20 protein-coding genes and 2 pseudogenes are annotated in these 22549 nt (G+C 71.4%); 9 read left to right on the top strand and 13 right to left on the bottom strand.

From position 1 onward, the window contains the following. The coding region (locus V3T34_RS06735) for a hypothetical protein (RefSeq protein ID WP_331369135.1) at positions 1 to 1657 on the bottom strand (1657 nt) is incomplete at its 3' end. A 330-nt stretch (positions 1658 to 1987) separates the two neighbouring features. Between V3T34_RS06735 and V3T34_RS06730 the strand changes: the two genes are divergently transcribed. From V3T34_RS06730 to V3T34_RS06700, 7 genes are all read left to right on the top strand, one after another. Then, the gene (locus tag V3T34_RS06730; RefSeq protein WP_060849884.1) at positions 1988 to 2242 is read left to right on the top strand and encodes a hypothetical protein; all 255 of its coding nucleotides are present in this window, start codon (positions 1988 to 1990) and stop codon (positions 2240 to 2242) included. Positions 2243 to 2265: 23 nt separating this feature from the next. Then, a complete protein-coding gene (locus tag V3T34_RS06725) occupies positions 2266 to 2544 on the top strand; it encodes a hypothetical protein (RefSeq protein ID WP_060849883.1) in 279 nt (92 codons plus the stop codon). 421 nt (positions 2545 to 2965) lie between these two features. Further along, on the top strand, positions 2966 to 4699 hold the full coding sequence (gene poxB, locus V3T34_RS06720; protein WP_305078097.1) for a ubiquinone-dependent pyruvate dehydrogenase: 1734 nt from the start codon (positions 2966 to 2968) through the stop codon (positions 4697 to 4699). Positions 4700 to 5434: 735 nt separating this feature from the next. Beyond that, entirely contained in the window at positions 5435 to 7783 is a 2349-nt protein-coding gene (locus tag V3T34_RS06715) for a TonB-dependent siderophore receptor (RefSeq protein ID WP_305078096.1), read from the top strand. Between the two features lie 8 nt (positions 7784 to 7791). Next, positions 7792 to 8100, top strand: a complete 309-nt coding sequence (locus tag V3T34_RS06710) for an iron transporter (RefSeq protein ID WP_288586839.1) — start codon at positions 7792 to 7794, stop codon at positions 8098 to 8100. After that, positions 8097 to 9656 carry a PepSY-associated TM helix domain-containing protein gene (locus V3T34_RS06705; protein WP_305078095.1) on the top strand — a complete coding sequence of 520 codons (1560 nt, stop codon included), beginning with the start codon at positions 8097 to 8099 and terminating at the stop codon, positions 9654 to 9656. Before V3T34_RS06710 ends, V3T34_RS06705 begins: the two co-directional genes overlap by 4 nt. Next, positions 9653 to 9979 carry a DUF3325 domain-containing protein gene (locus tag V3T34_RS06700; RefSeq protein WP_305078094.1) on the top strand — a complete coding sequence of 109 codons (327 nt, stop codon included), beginning with the start codon at positions 9653 to 9655 and terminating at the stop codon, positions 9977 to 9979. The genes V3T34_RS06705 and V3T34_RS06700 overlap by 4 nt, the downstream gene beginning before the upstream one ends. A gap of 369 nt (positions 9980 to 10348) precedes the next feature. Here the strand turns inward: V3T34_RS06700 and V3T34_RS06695 are convergent, their stop codons facing one another. From V3T34_RS06695 to V3T34_RS06675, 5 genes are all read right to left on the bottom strand, one after another. Continuing rightward, entirely contained in the window at positions 10349 to 11146 is a 798-nt protein-coding gene (locus V3T34_RS06695; RefSeq protein WP_305078093.1) for an inositol monophosphatase family protein, read from the bottom strand. Positions 11147 to 11194: 48 nt separating this feature from the next. Continuing rightward, on the bottom strand, positions 11195 to 12103 hold the full coding sequence (locus tag V3T34_RS06690; RefSeq protein ID WP_305078092.1) for a dihydrodipicolinate synthase family protein: 909 nt from the start codon (positions 12101 to 12103) through the stop codon (positions 11195 to 11197). 2 nt (positions 12104 to 12105) lie between these two features. Further along, positions 12106 to 13020, bottom strand: coding sequence for an NAD(+) diphosphatase (nudC, locus tag V3T34_RS06685; RefSeq protein WP_305078091.1), 915 nt, complete (start codon positions 13018 to 13020; stop codon positions 12106 to 12108). A 160-nt stretch (positions 13021 to 13180) separates the two neighbouring features. Continuing rightward, entirely contained in the window at positions 13181 to 13693 is a 513-nt protein-coding gene (locus V3T34_RS06680; protein ID WP_305078090.1) for a hypothetical protein, read from the bottom strand. Between the two features lie 51 nt (positions 13694 to 13744). Then, a complete protein-coding gene (locus V3T34_RS06675) occupies positions 13745 to 15697 on the bottom strand; it encodes a M48 family metallopeptidase (protein ID WP_305078089.1) in 1953 nt (650 codons plus the stop codon). A 30-nt stretch (positions 15698 to 15727) separates the two neighbouring features. Here V3T34_RS06675 and V3T34_RS06670 point away from each other — a divergent pair, with 30 nt between their 5' ends. Beyond that, positions 15728 to 16081 (top strand): hypothetical protein, encoded by a 354-nt coding sequence (locus V3T34_RS06670; RefSeq protein WP_305078088.1) that lies wholly within the window; start codon positions 15728 to 15730, stop codon positions 16079 to 16081. A gap of 310 nt (positions 16082 to 16391) precedes the next feature. On the opposite strand, the gene V3T34_RS06665 is transcribed toward V3T34_RS06670, so the two are convergent. From V3T34_RS06665 to V3T34_RS06635, 7 genes and pseudogenes are all read right to left on the bottom strand, one after another. Next, on the bottom strand, positions 16392 to 16982 hold the full coding sequence (locus V3T34_RS06665) for an RHS repeat domain-containing protein (RefSeq protein ID WP_305078087.1): 591 nt from the start codon (positions 16980 to 16982) through the stop codon (positions 16392 to 16394). 21 nt (positions 16983 to 17003) lie between these two features. Next, positions 17004 to 17201 carry a hypothetical protein gene (locus tag V3T34_RS06660; RefSeq protein WP_407942680.1) on the bottom strand — a complete coding sequence of 66 codons (198 nt, stop codon included), beginning with the start codon at positions 17199 to 17201 and terminating at the stop codon, positions 17004 to 17006. Further along, positions 17195 to 17642 (bottom strand): annotated as a pseudogene (locus tag V3T34_RS06655) (IS5 family transposase); the annotation flags it as partial. The gene V3T34_RS06660 and the pseudogene V3T34_RS06655, both read right to left, overlap by 7 nt. Positions 17643 to 17689: 47 nt before the next feature. Further along, positions 17690 to 17911, bottom strand: a pseudogene (locus V3T34_RS06650) (transposase); the annotation flags it as partial. 264 nt (positions 17912 to 18175) lie between these two features. After that, complete coding sequence (locus V3T34_RS06645; RefSeq protein WP_091889285.1) at positions 18176 to 19558, bottom strand: 2-hydroxycarboxylate transporter family protein; 1383 nt, start codon at positions 19556 to 19558, stop codon at positions 18176 to 18178. Between the two features lie 414 nt (positions 19559 to 19972). Further along, entirely contained in the window at positions 19973 to 20458 is a 486-nt protein-coding gene (locus V3T34_RS06640) for a hypothetical protein (protein WP_331369134.1), read from the bottom strand. A 172-nt stretch (positions 20459 to 20630) separates the two neighbouring features. Then, entirely contained in the window at positions 20631 to 21722 is a 1092-nt protein-coding gene (locus V3T34_RS06635) for an ABC transporter substrate-binding protein (protein ID WP_331369133.1), read from the bottom strand. A 162-nt stretch (positions 21723 to 21884) separates the two neighbouring features. On the opposite strand from V3T34_RS06635, the gene V3T34_RS06630 reads away from it, so the two are divergent. Further along, entirely contained in the window at positions 21885 to 22547 is a 663-nt protein-coding gene (locus tag V3T34_RS06630) for a response regulator (RefSeq protein ID WP_091889283.1), read from the top strand. The last annotated feature ends 2 nt before the right edge of the window (positions 22548 to 22549 follow it).

The following is a 22549-nucleotide window of genomic DNA, read 5'->3' as shown; positions in this document are numbered from 1 at the left end:
CGTCCTTGTTGGCGGCGAGGTAGAACAGGTCGTCGACGAGGGGCGCGCCGTCGCCGGTGACCACGGTGGCGTCGGTGAACTGGTAGCGCTCGAAGCCGGCGACCCGGTCGCGGCCCTCCGGCCCGGTAATCAGCGTGTAGGCGCCGTCGCGGGTGACGGTGGCGTCGGCGAGCCGCGAGCCGAACACCAGGGTGTCGGTGCCGGCACGACCGTCGATCAGGTCGTCGATGGCGCTGCCGGTCAGCGTGTCGTTGCCGTCGGTGCCGCGGATCGAGCGGTCCTGGGTCATCAGCATCAGCTGGCCGCCCTCGACCAGCTCGCCGCCCAGGGTGTAGTGCGCCTGGGTGTCGAGCAGGAAGGCCTGCCGGCCCGGGCCGCCGAAGATCGTGCTGACGTCGACGATGCCGGAGGATTCCTCGTCCTGGTTGAACGGCGCGGTCGGCGGCGTGCCGAAGCGGGCAGGATCGTGCTGGGCGAGCTCGGTCAGGGACCCGTTGGCCGGATCGTACTGGAAGATCTTCGAGATGCGGGCGTTGTTGCCCGGATCCTCCTGCAGGATGACCTTCCCGTCGGCGGTCACCGTCATATTGTCGAGCATCACCTGCCCTTCGGTCCCGCGCAGCACCTCCTTGACGGTGCCGCCGAGCTCGGGCCGGGTGACGTCGGTGAACTCGAGCGCCCAGAGCCGCGACGGGCTGGTGATGGCGTTCGTGGTGTTGAAGTAGAAGCGGTTGGGGTTGCTCGGATCCCAGGCGCCGTCCTCGGGCCGAAGGAAGGTGGTGACGCCCTCGGCGTCGCTCTCGGCCTGGAGCTGGGCGCCGGTCATCCGCGAGACGTCGCCGTTCGGGCCCATCTCCTGCAGGGAGAAGGCGGCGCCGGCCGCCGCGACCGAGGTCGCGTTGGTCTCGACCAGCACCGACGGCACCTTGATGCCGTAGAGCTTGCCGTTGGTCAGGCCGGCCTTGTCGATCTCGGAGCCGGTCGCCTGCTTGGTGCCGACGTAGACGTAGAGCTGGCCGGTCGCGGAATCGTCGGTGCCGATCGTCACCGTCTTCACGCCCGTGGCCGGGTTCGCCAGCGAGTTCTCCATCGAGAACTTGCCGAGGCGCGGCAGCTCGTAGATCCGGCCGGCCTCGGGGCCGTTCACCACCCAGGCGAGCGCCCGGCCCTCGGCCCCGGTCTCCTCGCCGTTCATGAAGATGCGGGCCTTCGTGCCGAGCCCGGTCGACGCGTCGTAGAAGGCCGAGACCGCCGGCAGGTCGGCCGAGCACAGCCGGGCGAGGGCCGTGGTGCCCTGGACGTAGGCGCCGGTGGCGGCGTTGAAGCCGTAATAGCTGGTGCCGAGGTCGCCCGCCGACAGAACCTTCAGGCTCGCCTTGTCGACGACCAGCCGGTCGACGAAGGCGCCGGCCGAGCCGTGCGCCCGCACGACGCCCGAGGTGGCGCCGATCTCGTGGTTGACCAGCACCGTGGCGGTGCCGTCCCCGTTGTCGAAGGCCCCGATGCCGTCCGGGATGCCGACGAAGCGCCAGGGCGTGCCGTCCGCCTTGACCGAGCCGGGTACGGTGTCACCGACGCTCAGCAGCGACGTGAAGCTGACGTTGCCGGTGCTCGGCACCAGGTAGGGGGTCTGGGTCGTCGAGGGGCCGATGGCCATGGGAAAGTCCTTGGAATGTTTCCAAGGCGGCACATAGACGTGGGCGGGCAACAGTTCGGTGACGCGGACGTCACCATACGTTCGACCGCTCGGCTTAATCCTGGCGCGTCGGCCGGTAGGCCGGGCGGCGCCCGATCGCGCGGGAACCGGGCGCCGCTCCGGGTCCTTGATCTCCAGGCCTTTGATTATGCCGCATTTTCTTTCGACGAACCGGTACCCAATTCATCGGAAAGTGCTCTAGAACGGACGAAGAACGTTGGGCCGGCGGCTTCCGGTCGGGTCTCCGTGCCGGTATCGGGCACGGGACGACGGGAACGGGAGACGCGGGACATGGCGATGCGGACGACCTTCGTGGTGCAGACCTTCGAGGTGCATCGCAAGCGATTGCGCCCCGGCGCGCGCGACGTGGCGCCGACCGAGAGCGGGGCGCTCAAGCGCGCCGAGGCGATCGCCGGCCGGATGCCGGGGGCGGCCGCCCTGCGCATCGTTGCCGACGACGAGACCGGCGAGCTCGAGAGCGTCGAGATCCTGGGTCAGTTCGGGGAGATCCCGGAGGACTTCGCCGAGCAGCTGACCGGCGGCTGACCCGTCACACGAGGAGGACGACCATGGCCTTCAAGGCGAAATCGGCGGCGGAGACCAAGGCGGCGGAACTGGCCTCGGCGCTGGTGCGCATCGCGGACCGGGAGGGCGCGCCCCTCCAGATCGGCGTCGAGGCCCTGCGCCGGGCGAGCCCGCGCCTGACGCCGCTGGCGATCGGGCAGCTCTTCCGCCGCCACCGCGACGACCTCGAGGCGGCGCTGGCCGAGCGCGGCTACACGCTCGTCGACTATGCCGACCAGGGTCCCGGCCGCGGGATGGAGTTCGAGATCGGCGTCGACGGGTGAGAGTCGCCGGCGCCGAGCTTCGCCGTTCATGCGCCGCGCGCATGCCAGCCCCGGCGGCGATCCCGGATTGTGCAGTGCGAAAGAGCGTGCGAGACAAGAGGCACGCAAGGACGCGATGGCGTCGCGGACTTGCCAGCCCTCTTGGGCGTTTCCTCCCTAGACTTCGGGCCACTCGCAAGGGTGGCCTTTTTTCTTGGTGCAGCCGGCCTCTCGCGCGCCGCCGCCGATACCGCGGCCGCCCCGTTTGCGCGACACGGCGCCTCTCACGCCCCTCCCCTCGCTCAGGTCCTCGTCCCCTTCCGGCGGGCGCGCCCTAGATTCCGCCTCGGGAAGGAGGCGCCCGGGAGAGACGTCGTTCTCGCCCGCGCCGGATCGGCCGCCTTTAAGGCCCCCGCCGCGGCCTCGCGCTCAGGAGACTGCCATGGCCCGCCGCACCGTTGCCGACCTCGTCGTCGAAACCCTCGAACATGCCGGCGTGGAGCGCGTCTACGGCGTCGTCGGCGACAGCCTGAACGGCCTCACCGAGTCGATCCGGGCCCGAGGCAGCCTCCGCTGGGTGCACGTGCGCCACGAGGAGGTGGCGGCCTTCGCGGCCTCCGGCGAGGCGCAGGGCACCGGCGGGCTCGCGGTCTGCGCCGGCTCCTGCGGCCCGGGTCACCTCCACCTCATCAACGGCCTCTACGACGCCCACCGCTCGCGCACTCCGGTGCTGGCGATCGCCGCCCACATCCCCTCGGCCGAGATCGGCACCAACTACTTCCAGGCCACCCACCCGGAGGCGCTCTTTCGGGAATGCAGCCATTACTGCGAGATGGTCTCGGACCCGGCGCAGCTGCCCTACGTGCTCGAGATCGCGATCCGCACGGCGGTGGCGAAAGGCGGCGTCTCGGTGGTGGTGATCCCCGGCGACGTCGCCCTCAAGGAAGCGCCCGAGCGGGCGCTCGCCGCCCCCGCCACGCTCGCGCCGCAGGCCCCGATCGTCCTGCCGCCGGCCTCCGAGCTCGATGCGCTCGCCGCCCTCCTCGACGGCGCGAAGAACGTGACGCTGTTCTGCGGCCGCGGCTGCGCCGGGGCGCGCGAGCAGGTGCTGCGCCTCGCCGAGACCCTGAAGGCGCCGGTGGTCCACGCGCTCGGCGGCAAGGAGCATGTCGAGCACGACAACCCCTACGACGTCGGGATGACCGGACTGATCGGGTTCTCCTCCGGCTACGCCGCGATGGAATCCTGCGACGCCCTGCTGCTGCTCGGCACCGATTTCCCCTACCGCCAGTTCTACCCGGAGAAGGCCAGGATCGCGCAGGTCGACATCCGGCCGGAGAATCTCGGCCGCCGCTGCCGGCTCGACCTCGGCCTCGTCGGCGATGTCGGGGTGACGATCGCCGGCCTGCTGACCCGGCTCACGCCGCGCGAGGATTCGCGCCACCTCGACAAGTGCCTCAAGCACTACGCCAAGGCGCGCGAGGGCCTCGACGAGATGGCCACCGGCACCCCCGGCCGCGCGCCGATCCACCCGCAATACCTGACCCGGCTGGTGAGCGAGGCCGCCGCCCCCGACGCGGTGTTCACGGCGGATGTCGGAACGCCGACCATCTGGGCGGCGCGCTACTTGAAGATGACCGAACGCCGACGCCTGATCGGCTCCTGGTCGCACGGCTCGATGGCGAACGCCATGGCGCACGCGATCGGCCTCAAGGCCGCCCTGCCCGACCGCCAGGTGATCGCGCTCGCCGGCGACGGCGGCTTCACCATGCTGATGGGCGACCTCCTCACCCTGGTGCAGGAGAAGCTGCCGGTGAAGGTCGTGGTGTTCAACAACGGCACGCTCGGCTTCGTCGAGATGGAGATGAAGGCCGCCGGCTACCTCGATACCGGCGTCGCGCTCCGGAATCCCGACTTCTCGGCCATCGCCCGCGCCGCCGGCCTGCACGGCCGCCGGGTCGAGGATCCGGGCGAATTGGAGGGCGCCATCGCCGAGATGCTGGCCCATGACGGCCCGGCCCTCCTCGACGTGGTGACGAACCGCCAGGAACTCGCCATGCCGCCCAAGATCCAGGCCGAGCAGGTGAAGGGCTTCAGCCTCTACGTGATGCGCGCGGTGATGAACGGCCGCGGCGACGAGATCCTGGACCTCGCCAAGACCAACCTGTGGCGCTAGAGAGTCTCACGATCGCGTTGCAATCGCGAAGCTCTCTGGATTTTTGATTTTGCCGCATCGTCTTCGACGAGCCGGCATCCGCCTCGTCGAAAAATGCTCCAAGGCCGCCCGCCCTCGTCCACAGCCCGGTGCCGGGCGATGCACGCGGGCGTCGCGTCCGTTACTCGCGCGCTCTTCAGTAAATCGCAACATTTCCCCTCTCCCGCGTGGGAGTGGGGCACGGCGATCGACGATCGTCCATGACGATGATGCGTTTTCATGATGAGCGCGGACAGTAGTATCGGCAGCCCGACGCTCGCGTTCGACTCGAAAGCGCCCCTCTCATCCCGCCTCCTCTCCCGGACGGGAGAGGGGATCGCGCGCGTGTCATGAGCGAGCCTGATCGCGACCTCGCGAGGGCCGGCGCGCGCCCGACTCAAGCTAAGCCGTTCGGCCTAAACCTTTCGCGACCCTGCGTCGGCGGAACGCCGGTACCAGTGCATCCGGGCGCGAACCAGGCGTCTTGTCCATCGACGACATCCGATCACGAAACATAAATCGAATCGCCGTCTTCGCGGCGCAATCGTCAGGATATCTCTCGTCATAGATCAATACTCTCATTGTAATAGCTATAAAACATAGTTCTTGTTCGATCCTGATAGTTTTGCCATTTGGTTTCCAGGCGCGGCCGTCGTCGCTTTCAATGCAGAGCCCTCGGCCGTCGCCAGTATTCCCGTTCGCCTCCCGGATTCCGTCATGCCCGTTCCGTCGCCGCGTCGCGTCCCGTCCCCTCGTCTCGCGGGGCGTCGATTGACCCGGTCGCTCCTGTCGGGCGTGGTTCTGTCGGCCGGGATCGGCGCGGCGCGGGCCCAGGATGCGGCGGAGTTGGCGCTCGACGCCATCACGGTCGAGGGCGCGGTGCGGCCCGTGACCGCCACCGCGGCCGGAACGCAGCCGGGCGGTGCCCGCGGGCCGGTGCCGGGCTACGTCGCCTCGCGCAGCGTGGTGGCGACCAAGACCGACACCCCGATCCTCGAGACCGCGCAATCGATCTCCGTCATCGGCCGCAAGCAGATCGAGGACCAGAACGCGCTCACCATCAACCAGGCCCTGCGCTACAGCCCGAGCGTCACCACCGAGCAGCGCGGCGGCGCCGGCGCCACCCGGCTCGAGCAGTTCTACATCCGCGGCTTCCAGGCGCCGCTCTTCCTCGACGGCCTGCGGCTGCCCGGCGGCCGCGACGCGGCGCCGTCGATCGACCCGTACCGGATCGAGCGCATCGACGTGGTCAAGGGCCCGGCCTCGGTGCTCTACGGCCAGTCGGGCCCCGGCGGCATCGTCAACTTCACGTCGAAGATGCCGCAATTCGTCCGCCACGGCGAAGTCTTCGTCCAGGGCGGCGGCTTCAGCGAGGTCCGCGGCGGGTTCGACGTCGGCGGGCCGATCGCCTCCGAGACGACGGTGCCGGGCACGGAGGAATTCGCCTTCCGGGTGACGGGGCTCGGCTGGAAGGGCGACGGCCCGGCGGTGACGACGACCGTCGAGCGCGCCTTCATCGCCCCGAGCCTGACCTGGCGCCCCTCCGCCGACACCTCGCTGACGGTGCTGGGCGCCTACGAGCGCGATCCGTTCTCGGGCTTCTACGGTAGTTTCCCGGCCTACGGGACTGTCTTCCCGCGCGACTTCGGCAACGGCATCGTCGGACGGCTGCCGGTGAACTTCTACGACGGCGACCGCGGCTTCGAGCAGTCGGACCGCACGCAGGGCTCGGTCACCTACATCCTCGACCACCGCTTCAGCGACGCGTTCCGGTTCCACTCCGCCGGCCGGATCCTGCGCACCGAGGGCGATTACCGCAGCGTCTACACCGCGTTCAGCTCCAACACGCCGCTGTTCCCGCCGACCTCCCTGACCACCGGGCCGCTGATCGGCCGCTCGCGGATCTCGACCCAGGTCGGCGTCGACGCCTACACCATCGACAACTACTTCGAGGCGAAGTTCGACACCGGGATTCTCGGCCACACCGCGCTCCTGGGCGTCGACCACCAGACCATCCGCACCCGCACCCTGTCGGGTCCGTTCCCGGCCACCGCGGAACTGAACGCGCTGGCGCCGAACTACGACCAGAACTTCGCGGTGCCGGCCTACACCACGGATGCCCGCATCAGCGCCGAGCAGACCGGCGTCTACCTGCAGGACCAGATCAAGCTCGACCGCCTGGTGCTGACGCTTGGCGGCCGCTACGACACCGCGCGCCAGTCCGGCCCGACCCGGACGCTCGCCACCGGCGCCGTCGCCACCCAGGACATTCCGGCCGACGCGCTGACCTACCGGGCAAGCCTGCTCTACCTCTTCGACAGCGGTATCGCGCCCTACGTCTCCTACAGCGAGGCGTTCGAGCCGATCGTCAACGGGCGCATCTTCGATCCGGCCTTCGGCACCGCCGGGCGGATCCCGGAACCGATCTCGAGCCGGCAATACGAGGCCGGCATCAAGTACCAGCCGCCCGGCACCGACATCCTGCTCACCGCCGCGGCCTTCGACATCAAGCGCTCGAATTCCCTGACGCCGGACCCGAACAACATCAACTTCAGCCTCCAGACCGGCGAGGTCGGCGTGCAGGGGGTCGAGTTCGAGGCCCGCGCCACCCTGGCGGAAGGCCTGAGCCTCGTCGGCGGCGTCTCGTTCCTCGACATCCGCAACACCCGCGACACCACCACGACCTTCAACCAGGTCACCGGCCAGCAGGTACCGATCGTGGGCCTGCGCCCGGTCCAGGTGCCGGACCGGACCGCCTCGCTGTTCGTCGATTACCGGTTCCAGTCCGGCCCGCTCACGGGCCTCAGCCTCGGCGGCGGCCTGCGCTACCTCGGCGGCTCCTGGGGCGATCCGGCCAACACCTTCCGGGTCCCGGAGAACGTGCTCCTCGACGCGGTGGCGAGCTACGACCTGAAATACATCGATCCCAAGCTCTCGGGCTTCAACCTCCAGGTCAACGCCCAGAACCTCCTCGACCAGCGCACGGTGACCGGCTGCTTCTCCTACGCCTCCTGCTTCTACGGCCTGCCGCGCACGGTCTACGCGACCCTGCGCTACCGCTGGTAAGGGGAGCGATGAGCCGATCACTCACCCTCGCGGCACGGGCCGCGGTCGCGGCCCGCGTCGTCCTGGCGGTCGGGGGCGGCTACGGCATCGCGGCGCTCGCCACGATCCTGCTGTCGCTGACCCTTCCGCTCCCGCGGGCCGAGGCCGTGACGGCGGCGACGCTGGCGAGCTTCGCCGTCATGGTGGCGGTCGTCGTCGTCGCCTTCGCGGCCCGCTCGCTCGGGCGCGCCGCGGCGATCCTCGGCGGGGTCGCCCTCGCGCTCGCGCTCGCCCTCCGGCTCGTCGCCGGATCGTTCCCGTTCGGATTCGGCTCATGAAGCAGGGTTTCCGCCAGTCGATGGCCTGGCTGCACACCTGGTCCGGCCTCGTCGTCGGCTGGGTGCTGTTCGCGGTCTTCGTCACCGGCACCGCGACCTATTACCGGACCGAGATCACGCGCTGGATGCAGCCGGAGCTGCACCGGGAGGCGGCGATCGGACCCGAGGCCCTGGCCCGCTCCGCCGACCTCGCGGTGGCGCATCTCACGGCCCATGCGGGCGAGGCGCGGAGCTGGTTCGTCGGCCTGCCGACGCCGGAGCGGCCGCTCGTCGAGCTGTTCTGGCGCACGCGGCCCGGGACGCCGCCGGGCCACGTCCTCCTCGACCCGCGGACCGGGGCGCCGGCCGCGATGCGGGAAACGAGGGGCGGCGACCTTCTCTACCGCTTCCATTTCGAGCTGCATCTGCCGCCGCTCTGGGGCCGCTGGATCGTCGGGATCTGCGCGATGGTGATGCTGGTGGCCCTGGTGAGCGGCATCGTCACCCACCGGCGGATCTTCTCCGACTTCTTCACCCTGCGGCGGGACAAGGCGGCGCAGCGCGGCTGGCTCGACGCCCACAACGTCAGCGGCGTGCTGGCGCTGCCGTTCCACCTGATGATCACCTATACGGGCGTCGTCACCCTGGCGATCATGTACATGCCCTGGGGCGTCACCGCCGCATACAAGGGCGATCAGGCCGCCTACTTCGCCGAGACCGGCCAGATCACGCAGCCCCGCCCGGCCGCCGGGCAGCCCGGCACCCTCGCCCCGGTCGGGCCGATGGTAGTCCGGGCGCTCGCGACCATCCCCGAACCCCTGGAACGCCTCGTCGTCGCCAACCCGCGCGACGCGAACTCCACCGTCGTGGCTGTATTCGAGGAGCCGCACGGCCTCTCGCACGAGCACCCGCAGGTCGCCTTCGCGGGCACGAGCGGCGAGGTCGTCGAGGTCCTGTCGGGCGGCCTGCGCCCGGCCGCCAAGACCTTCACCACGATGGTCGGCCTCCACGAGGCCCATTTCGCCGGGCCGGCCCTGCGGATCCTGTTCTTTCTCTGCGGCCTGATGGGCTGCGCCCTGGTGGGGAGTGGGCTCGTGCTGTGGACCGTGGCTCGATTGCCCAAGGCGGGCGCCGCGGCCGGGCTCGGCTGGCGTCTCGTCCACACGCTCAACCTCGGCACGATCGCGGGCCTGCCGGCGGGGATCGCGGCCTACCTCCTCGCCAACCGGCTCCTGCCCGCGGACCTCGCGGGGCGGTCGGCGCGCGAGGTCCAGGCCTTCTTCGCGGTCTGGCTCCTCGTCGCCGTCGCGGGTGCCTGGCCGCCGCCGCGGCGGGCCTGGCGCGGGGCGCTCGCCGCGGTCGCGGGCCTGTTCGTCGCCGCGGCGCTCGCCGACCTCGTCCTCGCCAGGGGCCTGTGGGACGATCCGGCCTGGTTCCTCGGCTTCGACGCCGCGCTGCTCGCCGTCGCCGCCGGCTTCGCGCTGATCTCGCACAAGGTCGACCGCTTCCGGGCGCCCGGGCGGGCACGCCGGCACGCCGCCGTCCCCGCCGGCACGGCGGAGATGGAGCGGGCATGACCCTCCTCGTCGCCGGGGCCCTCGGCTTCCTCGGGCTCGCCGCCCTCTGCCTGAGCCTCGGCCGGCATCACCAGGCGCTGTGGCCCAACCCGCCGACGCGACGGCGCGCGATCGGCCTTCGCGTCGCGGGGTGGGCGCTGATCGCCCTCTCGCTCGGTGCCGCGCTCCACCTCGACGGCGGGGTCTTCGGTCCGGTGCACTGGCTCGGGTCGCTCATCGGCGCGGCGCTGCTCCTCGTCGTCACGCTGTCGTACCGGCCCCGGGCGCTGGTCTGGATGGCCGCGCTCGCGGTGGCGATCACGCTCGGGGCGGCGCTGGCCTGACGCGGGAAGGCCGGCCTCCCGGTTTCGCCGCGTGGCCTTGGAACGACCACGCCGAGACCGGAGCCGCCAAGATCGCCAGTTCGAATATAATAAAACTATCTTAATCAATAATATTCTTGAAGTGCGCCAGATATTTTTTCCCGCCCTCGACCTCATCCTGAGGTGTCGGTCGGTCGAAGATTGGCTGACCTCGAAGGAGACATCCAGGAATCTCTGCGCCCGCTGGAAGCCTCCTTCGAGGTCAATCCATCTCTGATGGACCGACACCTCAGGATGAGGTCGAGGGCGGGATCTCGCGCCTCGCAGACCCGACGCTGCGGATCGTCTGTCGGCGAGCGTAAGCCCTCCGGTCGGCAACGGTCCGCTCACTCACCCCCGCCGCGACGCCTCGCCGAGCCGGCGCAGGTCCGCCACCACCGCCGGGGTGCCCGAGTAGAGCAGGCCGCCGGTGAGCATGTCGTCGGAGCCGAGATACTCGGCGACCCCGCCCGCCTCGCGCACGAGCAGCAGGCCGGCATAGCAGTCCCAGGCGTTGAGGCCCGGATCGTAGTAGCCGGCGAGACGCCCGGCGGCGACGTAGGCCAGCATCAGGGCGCCGGACCCGTTGCGAAAGAGCACGCCGCCCTCCTCGTAGAGGCCCCGCACGAAGGCGGCGGCTTCCGCCGCGGGGGTCTTCTGGGTGGCGCCGAAGCCGATATTGGCGGAGGCGAGGGAGGCCGACGGATCGACGCGCAGGGGCCGGCCGTTGAGGGTCGCGCCCGCGCCGGCCAGCGCCGCGTAGGTCTCGCGCATCACCGGCGCCTCGATCACGGCCGCCGCCAGGCCCTCGGGGCCGCGCACGCCGATCGACACGCACCAGTTCGGCTGGCCGTTGAGGAACGGGCTGGTGCCGTCGATCGGATCGACGACCCAGACGTAGCCCGACCGGCTCGGGACCGGGTCGTGCTCCTCGCCGATCACGCCGTCCTCGGGAAAGGCCTGGGCGATGCGGGCGCGGATCAGCAGCTCGACCTCGCGGTCGGCCTGCGAGACGAGGTCCTGGGCGCCCGACTTCTGCTCGATCACCAGCCGGTCGCGGGCGTCGAAGAACCCGAGCGCGGTCTCGCCGGCGGCGCGGGCGATGGCGAGGGCGGCGTCGTAGCGGGCGCGGGCGGTCTCGGTGGTCATGGGGATTCCTTCGAACGGGATCGCGGCCGTCCTACACGGCCGCTCATCTCATTGATGCGACGGCAGTCCGGATGCGTCCGCGCCGGTGACGGCGGCGAGCGCCGCCGCGATGGCCGCGCAGGCCTCCGGCGAGGCCGGGCTCTGGGGCGGCACGGGATCGCCGACGGCGTAGCCCTGCATCCGGAGCGCCGCCTTGACGCAAGCCGCGAGGTTGTAGCGGGCAAACACCTCGTTGAAGGCCCAGACCCGCTTCTGCAGCGCGACCGCCTCCGGCCAGTTCCCCTCGCGGCACAGCCGGTAGAGCGCCAGGCATTCCCGCGGGATGACGCAGGCGGGGCCGGCGAACCAGCCCTTGCCGCCGAGCATCATCACGCTCGCGGCGATATGCGAGGAGGCGGCGAAGACGTCGAGGTCGCCGCCGACGCGGTTGAGGATCGAGAGCAGCCGCCCGGTATTGGTCGAGGCGTCCTTGATGCCGACGATGTTCGGGTGGCGGGACAGCCGCGCGATCGAGGCGACCGACAGGTCGGCGCGCTGGAAGTTCGGGTTGGTGTAGAGGATGATCGGCAGGTCGGTGGCGTCGGCGACGCTCAGGAAGTAGCGCTCGACTTCCGCTTCCGTCAGCGGGAAGTAGGCGTCGAGGATCAGCACGATCCCGTCCGCGCCGGCCGCCCGGCAGGCCTTCGCCTGGGCCACCGCGCCGCGGATCGCCGTCGCGGCCACCCCCGGCAGGACCGGCACCCGGCCGCCCGCGGCCGCCACCACCGCCGCCACGGTCTCGCGCTTCTGCGCCTCGTCGAGATAGGCGAACTCGCCGGTCGAGCCGAGCGGCGTCAGGCCGTGGACGCCCGCCGCGATCAGGTCGTCGCAGAGCGCGGCCATCACCCCGGCCTCGATCCGCCCCTCGGCGTCGAGAGGTGTGACGAGGTAGGGGATGATGCCGTGGAACCGCGCCACCCTCAGCGCTCCGCGAAGAGGCGCACCAGGGAATGGGCGATCGCCATCGGAGGCGGGGTCATCAGGCCGTCCGGATGGGTGCGCTCCAGCATCCGCCGCACCTCGTCGCGGGTGAACCAGCGGGCGTCTTCCAGCTCGGTCCGGTCGAGCACCAGGGCATCGCCCTGCGCCTCGCCCTCGCAGCCGATCATCAGCGAGGACGGGAACGGCCAGGGCTGCGAGAGGTGGTAGCGCACCGCGCCGACGCGCACGCCCGCCTCCTCGAAGGTCTCGCGCCGCACGGCGTCCTCGATGGTCTCGCCGGGCTCGAGGAAGCCGGCGAGGCACGAATAGACGCCCGGCGCGAAGCGGGCCTGGCGGCCGAGGAGGCAGCGGTCGCCGTGCGTCACCAGCATGATCACCACGGGATCGGTGCGGGGGAAATGCTCGGTGCCGCAGGCGGCGCAGTCGCGCCGGAAGCCGCCGCAGGAGAGCGTGGTGGCGGTCCCGCAATTGGCGCAGAAGCCGTGGCGGGCGTGCCAGCCGAGCAGCGACTTCGCGGTCGCCATCACCCCCATCTCGGGGGCCGGCACCGCCCCCTCGACCGCGACCGCGCGGGCATCGAGCACCCGGTAGGCCGGATCGTCCGCGAAGAGCCCCGCCGCATCCGCCGGCAGCGCGCCCGCGAAAGCCGGCCGGCCGCTGACCCGGCCGAGAAACAGCTCGGGCGACGGCGCGCCGGCCCGGGCAGCATCCTCGGGCGCGAGCAGGCAGGTCGCCCCGCCCTCCGTCACCCGCAGCACCGGCACGTCGCCGCAGAACAGGAGCAGGCTCGCGTCCGGCGTGTCGGCGAGCGTCGGGGTCGGGCCGGTGCGCTCGGCCGAGTGGCGCTCGAGCAGGCTGTGGGCGTAGCCGAGGCGATCGAGGGAGGCGGTCACGGCGATTAAGACCTCATGCAGCGTCGTGCGAAAAGCCCGGCGCGGCCCCTCGCGGCGGTCCCAGCATGGGCAGTCAAATTGATGCGAAAGCAAGGCGGCGGCGAGCGTGGCACCCGGCCCCGGGCACGCCGCCATGCTTCCGGCGCAGGCGCCGCCCCCTTCAGGCGGCGACCGCCCCGCGCCGGTCCCGGACCATCGAGAGCAAGGCGCCGACGATCGTCGCCGCGGTCAGGCCGGCGATGGCGAGCAGGGTGATCGTGCGGTTCCACAGCCGGTCGAGGCCGAGATCGGTGGTGACGAGGTCGGGGCGGGCGGGGTCGGCCATCACCCCGACGCGGTAATCGCCGGCCTCGAGCCCGGAGAAGACGTAGTTGACCCGCCGGGTCACCGTGCCCTGGGGCGTGCGCAGCGCCAGGGTGGCGTCGCAGATATGGATGAACAGCTTGGCGCTGCACTTGCCGTCGCTGACCCGTGCCTCGACGGCGGGCTTCGCGGTGGCCTGGACCTGCCAGTCCGAGATCACCGCCGGGGCGGTGTAGACGGCGCAGGCGACCAGGATGCCCCCGAGCGCCACGACGCCGAACAGGATCCAGAACGTGTTGAGCCAGCCCTGCCGCCGCGGCGGCAGCCGGAGGGCTTCGGGGGGCGTGGCGGTCTCCGGCGGTCGGGTCATGGGGCTCCTCATGGGGCTCCTCGGATGGATGGGATTCGGGCGGGCCGGGCTTCAGGCGGGCTGGGCTTCGACCGGCCGGGACGCTTCGGTCGGCAAGGTCCCGGCGGTGTCGGCCCGGGCCGGGGCGGGCCGGGACGCGGCGGCCTCGGCGAGGATCCGCCGCGCTTCGGCGGCGGTCCGGTAGGCGGCGATCAGGTCGGCGAAGCCCTGCGGGTTCATGCCCCGCGGCATCGGAACCGCCAGGGTGACGATGCGGCGCTTGGCGTCGAGCCGCACGCCGTGGCGGCCCGGGCGCCGGCCGGGAAGCGATGCGCCCGGCGGCAGCAGCACGCGGGTGACCACGCCGGCATGGTTTGCCGTCATGTCGAGGTCGGCGATCTCGCCCCAGGCGATGGGCCGGTCGAGCCCGGGCGAGGACAGGCTCCCGGGGCTCAGGACCAGGGTGACGGGCGCGCCGCGCGACAGGACCAGCGCCCCGGCCCCGCCCATCAGGACCGCGAGGGCGAAGGCCGCGCCGGCCACGACGACGATCTGGCGGGGCGGGATGCCGGGCACGCCGAAGATCATGATCGCGAGGGCGATGGCGGCGAAGAGGCCGCCGGCCACGACCAGGACGAGGCCCCGGGGCCGGTGGTTGGCGCGCAAGACCCGTTCCCCGGTGCCGATCTCGGCGACGGCCGCCTCCAGGTCGGCGCGGACCGCCGCGTCGCGGGCCCGCACCGCACCGAGGAAGTCGGCGCTCGCCGCCCGGCACAGGCCGGCCGGGTCGGCGAAATAGGCCGCGAGCTGGCCGAGGGCATGGGGCGGCGGCGCGATCCCGGCGGCGGCCAGCAGGTCGGGATCGACCGCCCGGCCCAGGGCGGCGAGGCGCTCGCTCGTCGGCGGGTGGGTGTCGGTCGGGTGGGCCTGCCCGGTTTGGAGGTGCGCGGCCGGATCGTCGAGGCCCCGCGCCACCGCGCGGTCGAGCACGGCGGCCACGAGGTCGGGAGGGGCCGCGTCAGGCGCCTCGGCCGCCGCCGCCAGGGTCTCGGCGACGCGCGGCGCAACGGCGCCGCTGCGCAGGAGCGCCCGGGCGGAGGCGTCGGTCGAGGTCACGGCGGCCCCCGCCGCGTCGGCGGCGAACTCGCGCTTGCGGCTCCAGTGGCGCACGGCGAGGTGGAAGCGCTCCATCACGAACGCGCCGAGGCGCAGGGACGGCCCGAGGACGCCGAGAGCCCCGTCCCGGCGCGCCGCCACCGCCTCGAGCGAGCGCCCGACCCCGGCATAGATCGGCAGGAAGCGCTGGCTGTAGGCGGTGTCGCCGCCGGCGTAATGCGCGAGCTCGTGGGCGACGATCGCCGCGACCTCGTCGCCCCGCATCAGGGCGAGAAGGGGCAGCGGCACGTGGAGGATGCGCCCGGAGACCGGCCGCTCGCCGGGCTCCAGCACCGCCGGGCCCGCCGTGACGAAGAACCCGTCGGTCAGGCCGACGACCAGGGCCTCGGGCTTGAGCGCGCCCATCCGCTCGGCCAGCCCCTCGACCAGGCGCCAGAGCCCCGGCGCCTCGGCGGGGGAGATCGCGCGGCCGAGGATCGGCAGGGGATCGGGCTCGAACGCGTCGAGGGCGCGGCGCAGGCCGAGCACGGCGCCGCCCGCGGCGATGAGCGTCGCGCCGACCGCGACGGCGGCGACCACCAGGAGCTTCATCCCGTCGCCGGTCAGCCCGCCCTGGACCAGCATTCCGGCCTCGAACGTGACGACGGCGACGAAGGCGGCGGTCGCCGACAGGATCTGGACCGCGAGGGCCGCCGGCAGGAGCCGGCGCATCAGCGCGAAGCCCTGCACCAGCGCGTCGCGCGAGCCGCGCCCGAGCCGGCCGAGGCCGGCGCCGGCGAGCAGCACGAGGAGCGAGAGCCCGGCCGCGACCGCGCCGCCGCCGATCGCCACCGGCGGCAGCAGGCGGCGCCACTCCATCACGGTGACCAGGGTGCCGGCGCCATCCCGGGCCTCGCGCGCCTTGGTCACCGCGAGGGGACCGCCGTAGAGCTGGCCGTGATGGCGGAACTGCAGGCGGAAATCGACGCGTCCGTCGCGGGGGGCGCGGGCCTCCAGGTCGGCGACGACTTCGGCGAGGCGCCGGTGCTCGGCGGCGAAGGCCGCGCGGTCGTCGAGGCCGCGCGGCCACTCCCACAGGCCGAGGAGCAGCAGGACGAGCGGCAGCAGGATGGTGGCCGCGACGAGGCCGGCCAGGGCGCGCGGACGCGACGGCGCGCGTGGAATCGTTGCCTCGGGAATGGTCGCCTCCTGACGCGCGGGAGATCAGAGGCCGACGCAACGCAAGGCACGTCGGACGAGCGCAAGACGATCGGGCATCGTCCTTCGCGGCACATCGATCGAAGTGCCGGCTAAGCGGAGACAGATCGAACGCATTGCGCCCGACATCTCGGCTGACGGCAGGATTTCTACCGGTATGGGCGAGAAGGTCAACCGGATGGGGTGGAGCCTGGGTCGCGGGGACGTTTCGGGGGCCGGTTCCCGGGCCTGCGCGTTCGCAGCCCGCCCGACCTTCCTGGGAGGCTTGTTCTGTTCCAGCCTCATTCCGAGGCGTCATCCGACAGAAGATCGGCCGACCTCGAACGAGAGCGTTCTCTGATCGGGGTTTGTGAGGCAAGCGTCTCCTGATCGATGTTTCCTGGTCCGAGTGTGTCGCTCCCGCGGGTCACGCGCTTCCCTTCGCGGTCGTGACGTGCCCCCCGTTTCCCACCACCGGCGGCGCCGCGTCCACCTCGCTCGCCCCCGCAGGACGACGCGGCCACACGTCGAGCGCGCTGCGCCCTCCCGCCGCCACGCTGCGCACCAGATGCGGGAACTTCCCCCGCACCCACGCTTCCTCCGCTTCTTCCAGAAGACGCCGCTTCCACACCCGACGCCCGAACGCGTCGTAGCCGTACGCCCACCGCTCCCCTTCCGGCGTCTCGCAGGCGACCAGGCGGTCCTGCGCGTCCCAGCCGTAGCGCCACGTCCTCGGCCGGAACCCGTCCCGCTCGACCCGCCGCTCCACCACCCGGCGGCGCGCGTCGTAGGCCAGGTGGATCGTCTCCCCGTGCGAGCCCCGCGCCCGCTCCACCCGCCCGCCCGCCGCGAGCTGCCAGGCCTGCACCCGCGCGGTCGCATCGCCGAACCCGCACAGGTTCAGCGCCGGGTCGTAGGCGAACCGCTCCGCCTCGCCGTCGCCAAAGCGAGTCTCGACGATCTGTCCGGCCACGTCGGTGTCGTAGGCCGTCTCGCCCCAGCGCGCGTCCCGGATCACCCGCGGGGCGACGTCGCGCGATCAGGCGTAGGACCGCTCCACCCCCGGCCCCGGCGGCATCCCCACGAGGCCCGGCTCGCGCCCGCCCCGCTGCCGCGTCAGCTGGCCCACCGCGTCCCAGGCCTGCGTCAGCCGGAACCCCGCCGCACTCTCGCGCAGCACCTCCCGGCCGGCGGCGTCGCGGGTGATGCGCAACGTCGCCCGCTCCCCGATCGCCATCAGCGGACTGTCGTGGCAGTTGGCGCCGGTCAGAACGGGGCCGAGCGGCCTGCCGCGCGCGTCGGTGACGAGGTGGCGCTTGGTCCCCGCCTTGCCCCGATCCGTCGGGTTCGGGCCGGTGGCAGACCACCTTTTTTCGCCGGCACCGAGTCGATCTCACCCCGCCGCATGCAGGCGCTCGCGCAGCACCTGATGCAGGCGCCGCCACACGCCGGCCACCTGGCAGTCGCACAGCCGGCGCCAGCAGCTCATGCCGCAGCCGCACTTCATCGCGGCCGGCAGCATCTCCCGGGGGATGCCCGAGCACAGCACGAACAGGATGCCGGTCAGGGCGGCGCGATCGTCCAGCCGACGACGCCCACCCTTGGGCCGAGGCGGGTGTGGCGGCAGAAGCGGGGCGATCGCAGTCCAGAGATCGTCGGGAAGAAGCCGGCAAGCCATACCAGACAACGCCCAACCGACCCGATCGAGCCGTTCGGTTAGGTGCACTTAATCCGCTCGCGCTCGCCCGTCGTCTGTCCGGGTCGCACACCTTGATCACGCTCGGACTGGCGCACCCAGTTCCTCAACGTCTCGCCCGAGCAGCCGATCTTGGCCGCAATCGACTGAATCGCCGACCATTGCGAGCCGTGCTCGCCCTGATGGTCGCGCACCATCCGCACGGCGCGCTCGCGCACCCTGGGGGAAAACGGAGCTGTTCGCTTCGTCATCTCCCACCTCTCAGAAGTCGGAGCCTCCGGGAAACCCGGGGCGGTTCACGGCTGGCGGCGGATGGGGTCCTGGGCAGGCGGCCGGGGTGCGAATCGATGCCCGCCTGCCGCCCTACGCCGAGTGTCGGACGATGCCGGCTTGCATGCGGGGGGCCGTCGAGAAAAAAGGCAGACGCGGGTTATGTGCCCTCCCCCGCCGGCGGGGGAGGGCTGAGCTCCGAGCGGGCTCGAGGGAGCCCGCGCAGCGAACCGGCAACCTTGCCCTCAGGCGATCCACCGCATCACCACGAGCACCGCCGTGACGGTGACGGCGCCGCCGATGCGGGTCGCGATCTGGGCGAAGGGCATCAGCTGCATGCGGTTGGCGGCGGTGAGGATGGCGACGTCGCCGGTGCCGCCCTGGCCCGAGTGGCACGCATTCACGATCGCGGCCTCGATCGGGTACATGCCGAGGCGCCGCCCGACGAAGGCACCGGTGACCATCAGGGTGAACACCGTCGCGATGATGGTGATCAGGTTCGGCACCGTGAAGGCCGACATCAGCTTGTCCCAGGGGGTGAGGGACACGCCGATGGCGAAGAGCAGCGGGTAGGTCATGCCGGTCTGCACGAACTTGTAGACCACGAAGCCGCCGGCCTGGAGGTGGGGCGAGACCGCGCTGGTGAGCTTGGCGAGCACCGCCAGGAACAGCATCGCGACGGGCGCCGGCAGGCCGATGACGTGGTGCAGCATCACGCCGAGCAGGTAGAGCGTCACCGCCGTCAGGCCCGCCGCCGCGATGGTGGAGACGTCCATGGCGCCGCCGCCCTTCTCGGCGGTCACCGCCTCGTCCTTGGGATCCATGTCGTCGTGCTCGCCCGGCTGCAGCCGGCCCTCGCCGGTCAGGTGCGGGTACTTCTTGCCGACGAAGTTCAGGATGCCCGAGAACACGATGGCCGTGAGGCTGCCGAGCATGACCGGAGGCAGCACCTGGGCGAACAGGTCGCCCTGCGACGCGCCGAGGATTGCCGCGTAGCCGATCGAGAGCGGGATCGCGCCCTCGCCGACGCCGCCGGCCATGATCGGCACGACGATGAAGAAGAAGGTGTGGTAGGCGCCGAGCCCGAGAGCCATCCCGACCAGGGTGCCGACGATGCCGGCCGCGATCGACCCGATGCCGAGCGGAACGAAGATCTTCAGGAAGCCCTTGATCAGCACGCCGCGGTCCATGCCGAGGATGCTGCCGACGATGATCGCCGCGATGTAGAGATAGAGGAAGTTCGTGAACTTGGTGAAGTCGATGATCGATTTTTCGATCTGCGGCGGGATCAGCTTGTAGTAGGCGAGCGCCGAGGGGATGAAGGTGGCGAAGATGGCGCCGGCGCCGATGTTGCGCAGGATCGGCAGCCGCTTGCCGATCTCGGCGCAGGTGAAGCCACCGAGCACCAGGACGGCGATCATCGTCGGCGAATCCGGCTTGATCTCGCGCTCGAGCGTCAGGATCGTCAGGAGCACGACCAGGATCAGGTAGACGGGGATCGGGATGATGCCGATCTTGATGTCCATCAGCCGCCACCAGCCGTGCGGCCAGAATTTTCCGGATGCCGGCACAGCCGCCGGCGCGGCGGCCTCGCCGGGCTTGGCAAGGGGTACGGTTCCAGATGCCATCGGTGTCCTCCCGAACGCTGTTCTTCCGAGCGATATGCTTCGAGTGATATTTTTGGGGCCTATCCGGCCGTCTTTACGATTAATCCGTCCCGGTCTCAGGTAAACAATCAGGAACGGAAAGATAACGGAATGTTCACATTGCAGAGACCCTAAGTCAAGTTGGCCCTCTCGGGATACTGTGGCACCGGCCCGACCAGGGGGACAGTGATGGACGGATGCGCCGCCGGGCCGCGAAGAGGCAGCGGGAGGCGGCCGTCCGCGTGTCCGTGTTGCGGCCGCGGTTGTGGACCTGCGCCGCGCAGCCGAGCATCCGGGCGGACAGGAATGACGGTGAACGCCGCGGTCTCGCGCGCCGAGCCGGAGAGGGCGCCGTCGCGGTTGGGCTGCCACGGCATCTTCGGAGAAGCGCCGCGATCACCGCATCGATGTTGACGTGATCGACGGTGCGCGACGGGCCGGAGTCGAACGGGGCCTGCCCCAGCGCCCGGTTGCTCCCGGCCGCCCTGGCGCATCGACCGGTCGGCCCGGCGGGTGCAGGCGACGACCTCGTTGATGTCCCATTCGCAGCCGAACCGCCGAAAGGGCAGGTCGAGCGCTTCCGCGATGTCTCGCAAAGCTCCCCATGCCGCCGGTGAAGATCGGCCCGCCACGCCCGGCGACGATGAAGCGCCGCCCCTCCTCGCGCAAAGCCGTCTTCAGGTCGTGGGCGCGGCCGAGCAGGCCCGCCTTACCCTTGTTGCCGACGCCATCCTTGAACGCCGGCGTGACGAAAACCGAGCCGTGGCGGCCGATGAGACACCCGATCCCTTCGTCACCCGCGTCCGGTCCCGGAACCTCGGCCGCAGGGAAGCCTGCGAGACGCAGGAGCTTGGCGCCGTGCAGCATGCCCGTGACTTGCACCGTTTCCTCCGTGCTTGTTGGGGCGCATGGTAGAGGGCGAAACTGTCAGCAACCTGTCGCGGGGCGGGTGGGGGCGTTCGGGCGGGGAAAAAGGCCTGCGGAGCGGAGGGCTCAGCGCGTCTTCCTGGACGGCACGGCGGGTGACGGCGCGCAGCCCTGGCGGCGCCTGCTCTCACCGCCCCTCGATCGCTCGTCGCCATTGCCGCAGCGTGCGGCTGCGCTTGATCTGATCGAGGGAGGTCAACAGCTCCGGCCCGACGGGGATCGGCCGCAGGGCAGTGGAGCCGGTGAGCGGATCGTCCGGGGCGCGGGCGTCCGCGCGGGCGGGCGTGACCGAGCGGGCGGCGAGCAGCGCCTGGCCTTCCCTGGACAGCAGGTAGTCGAGGAACAGCCGCGCCGCCGTCTTGTGCCGGGCCGCCTTCGGGATCAGGGCGATGCGCGAGGTGACGAGCGTGTAGTCGCTCGGCAGCACCACCCCGAGGGCCGGGTCGTGCTTTGCCCGCTCGCGGGCGTAGGACCCGAGCACGTCGTAGGCGAGGACCGCGTCGCCGGCCGACAGCCGGTCGAGCATCGTGGCGGTGGCGGTGAAGAGCTTCACCCCGATTTGCCCCATCGCCCGGACCGTATCCCAGGTCCGGGGCGTCACCTCGAGGTTCTGCGTCAGGACGAGAAAGCCGACGCCGCTGCGCTCCGGGTCGTAGGTCGCAACCTTGCCCTGCCAGTCCTCCGGATGCCGGGTCAGGCTCTGAAGGAAGTCTGCGTGGCTGCGGGGTACCCGTGCCTCAGGCAGCAATGTCCTGTTGTACGCGATCGCGATCGGCTCAGCGGTGATGCCGTAGGCCTCGTTGCGCCATACCGCCCAGGCAGGCCACCCCTCGGTCTCGCGCGACACGTGGCGCTCGGCATAGCCGTCATTCACGAGCTTGATCTGGAGGTCCATGGCCGAGCTCCAGAGGAGGTCCGCCGTGCCCCCGCCCGACCCGGCCTCGGCCAAAAATTCGTCGTAGAGCCGCGACGAATTCATCTTCGTGTAGGCGACCGCGACCCCCGGGAAGCGTCTCCGGAAGCCCGCGAGCAGGGCCGAGGCCTCCGCCTCGTCGGTCGTCGCACGGATCACGACCACGCCTTCCCGCACCGCTTCCGCGCGATCCTGGGCTTGCGCGTCGATGGGCGGATCGATCTGAGCCAAAGTCGCTCGGCCCGAACTCACCTGAGCCAAAGTCGCCTGGGTCCAGCCCGGGCCGAGGATGAGGGCGAGGCTCACCCAGGCGGCCGTCAGGGTTCTCACGCGCGCCAAATACCCTTCCTGCCCCGAGGCGTGCGGTTGCCCGCGGCGGTGGCCGCGGCGAAGATCGCAGGCTACAGGCTCGCGCGGCGAAGTTCTACGCACGCGCAGAGCGCGACGAGCCTGAGGGGGGACGGCGGGATGCGGGTGCTCGTCGTGGAGGACGACGCGGCTCTGGCCCGGGGCCTCGTCGCGGCGCTTCGGGCCGCCGGGCTCGCGGTCGATCACGAGACGGACGGCGAGGCGGCCGCCGTGATCGCCCTGTCGGAGCCCTACAGCCTGATCGTGCTCGATATCGGCCTGCCGGGCCTGTCCGGTTTCGAGGTGCTGCGGCGCATCCGGGCGGCGAGCGCCGTCCCGGTGCTGATCCTCACCGCCCGCGACGGCATGACCGACCGGGTGCACGGGCTCGATCTCGGGGCCGACGACTACCTCGCGAAGCCCTTCGCGCTCCCCGAGTTCGAGGCGCGGGTGCGGGCGCTCATCCGCCGCGGCCAGGGCCTGCGCAGCCCCGTCCTGCAATGCGGTGCGCTCGTTCTCGAACGATCGACGGGGACCGTCACCCTCGACGGCGAGACCCTGAGCCTGCGGCGCCGGGAACTCGCCGTGCTCGAGGTGCTGATGGCGAAGGCCGGGCAGGTGGTGCCGAAGGAGCGGCTCGCCGGCGAAGTGTTCGGATTCGACGACGAGGTGGCGCCCAACGCCCTCGAGCTCTACGTCGCGCGCCTGCGCAAGAAGCTCCAGCCGAACGGGCCGGAGATCCGCACCATCCGCGGCCTCGGCTACCTCCTCCACGCCCGATGAGC

Origin of the sequence: Methylobacterium ajmalii, from assembly GCF_036448855.1 — a bacterium.
Classification (GTDB): Bacteria; Pseudomonadota; Alphaproteobacteria; order Rhizobiales; family Beijerinckiaceae; genus Methylobacterium; species Methylobacterium ajmalii.
Note: the sequence above shows the minus strand (reverse complement) of the source record. Positions and strands in the feature narration are given on the sequence as shown.

Excerpts from the sequence above, each read along its gene's own strand:
- V3T34_RS06730 (WP_060849884.1), top strand. The coding sequence starts at position 1,988 with ATGGCGATGCGGACGACCTTCGTGGTGCAGACCTTCGAGGTGCATCGC.
- V3T34_RS06680 (WP_305078090.1), bottom strand. The coding sequence starts at position 13,693 with ATGACCCGACCGCCGGAGACCGCCACGCCCCCCGAAGCCCTCCGGCTG.
- V3T34_RS06725 (WP_060849883.1), top strand. The coding sequence starts at position 2,266 with ATGGCCTTCAAGGCGAAATCGGCGGCGGAGACCAAGGCGGCGGAACTG.
- V3T34_RS06710 (WP_288586839.1), top strand. The coding sequence starts at position 7,792 with ATGAGCCGATCACTCACCCTCGCGGCACGGGCCGCGGTCGCGGCCCGC.
- V3T34_RS06630 (WP_091889283.1), top strand. The coding sequence starts at position 21,885 with ATGCGGGTGCTCGTCGTGGAGGACGACGCGGCTCTGGCCCGGGGCCTC.
- V3T34_RS06700 (WP_305078094.1), top strand. The coding sequence starts at position 9,653 with ATGACCCTCCTCGTCGCCGGGGCCCTCGGCTTCCTCGGGCTCGCCGCC.
- V3T34_RS06715 (WP_305078096.1), top strand. The coding sequence starts at position 5,435 with ATGCCCGTTCCGTCGCCGCGTCGCGTCCCGTCCCCTCGTCTCGCGGGG.
- V3T34_RS06670 (WP_305078088.1), top strand. The coding sequence starts at position 15,728 with ATGGCGGAACTGCAGGCGGAAATCGACGCGTCCGTCGCGGGGGGCGCG.
- V3T34_RS06645 (WP_091889285.1), bottom strand. The coding sequence starts at position 19,558 with ATGGCATCTGGAACCGTACCCCTTGCCAAGCCCGGCGAGGCCGCCGCG.
- V3T34_RS06660 (WP_407942680.1), bottom strand. The coding sequence starts at position 17,201 with ATGGCGATCGGGGAGCGGGCGACGTTGCGCATCACCCGCGACGCCGCC.
- V3T34_RS06705 (WP_305078095.1), top strand. The coding sequence starts at position 8,097 with ATGAAGCAGGGTTTCCGCCAGTCGATGGCCTGGCTGCACACCTGGTCC.
- poxB (WP_305078097.1), top strand. The coding sequence starts at position 2,966 with ATGGCCCGCCGCACCGTTGCCGACCTCGTCGTCGAAACCCTCGAACAT.
- V3T34_RS06695 (WP_305078093.1), bottom strand. The coding sequence starts at position 11,146 with ATGACCACCGAGACCGCCCGCGCCCGCTACGACGCCGCCCTCGCCATC.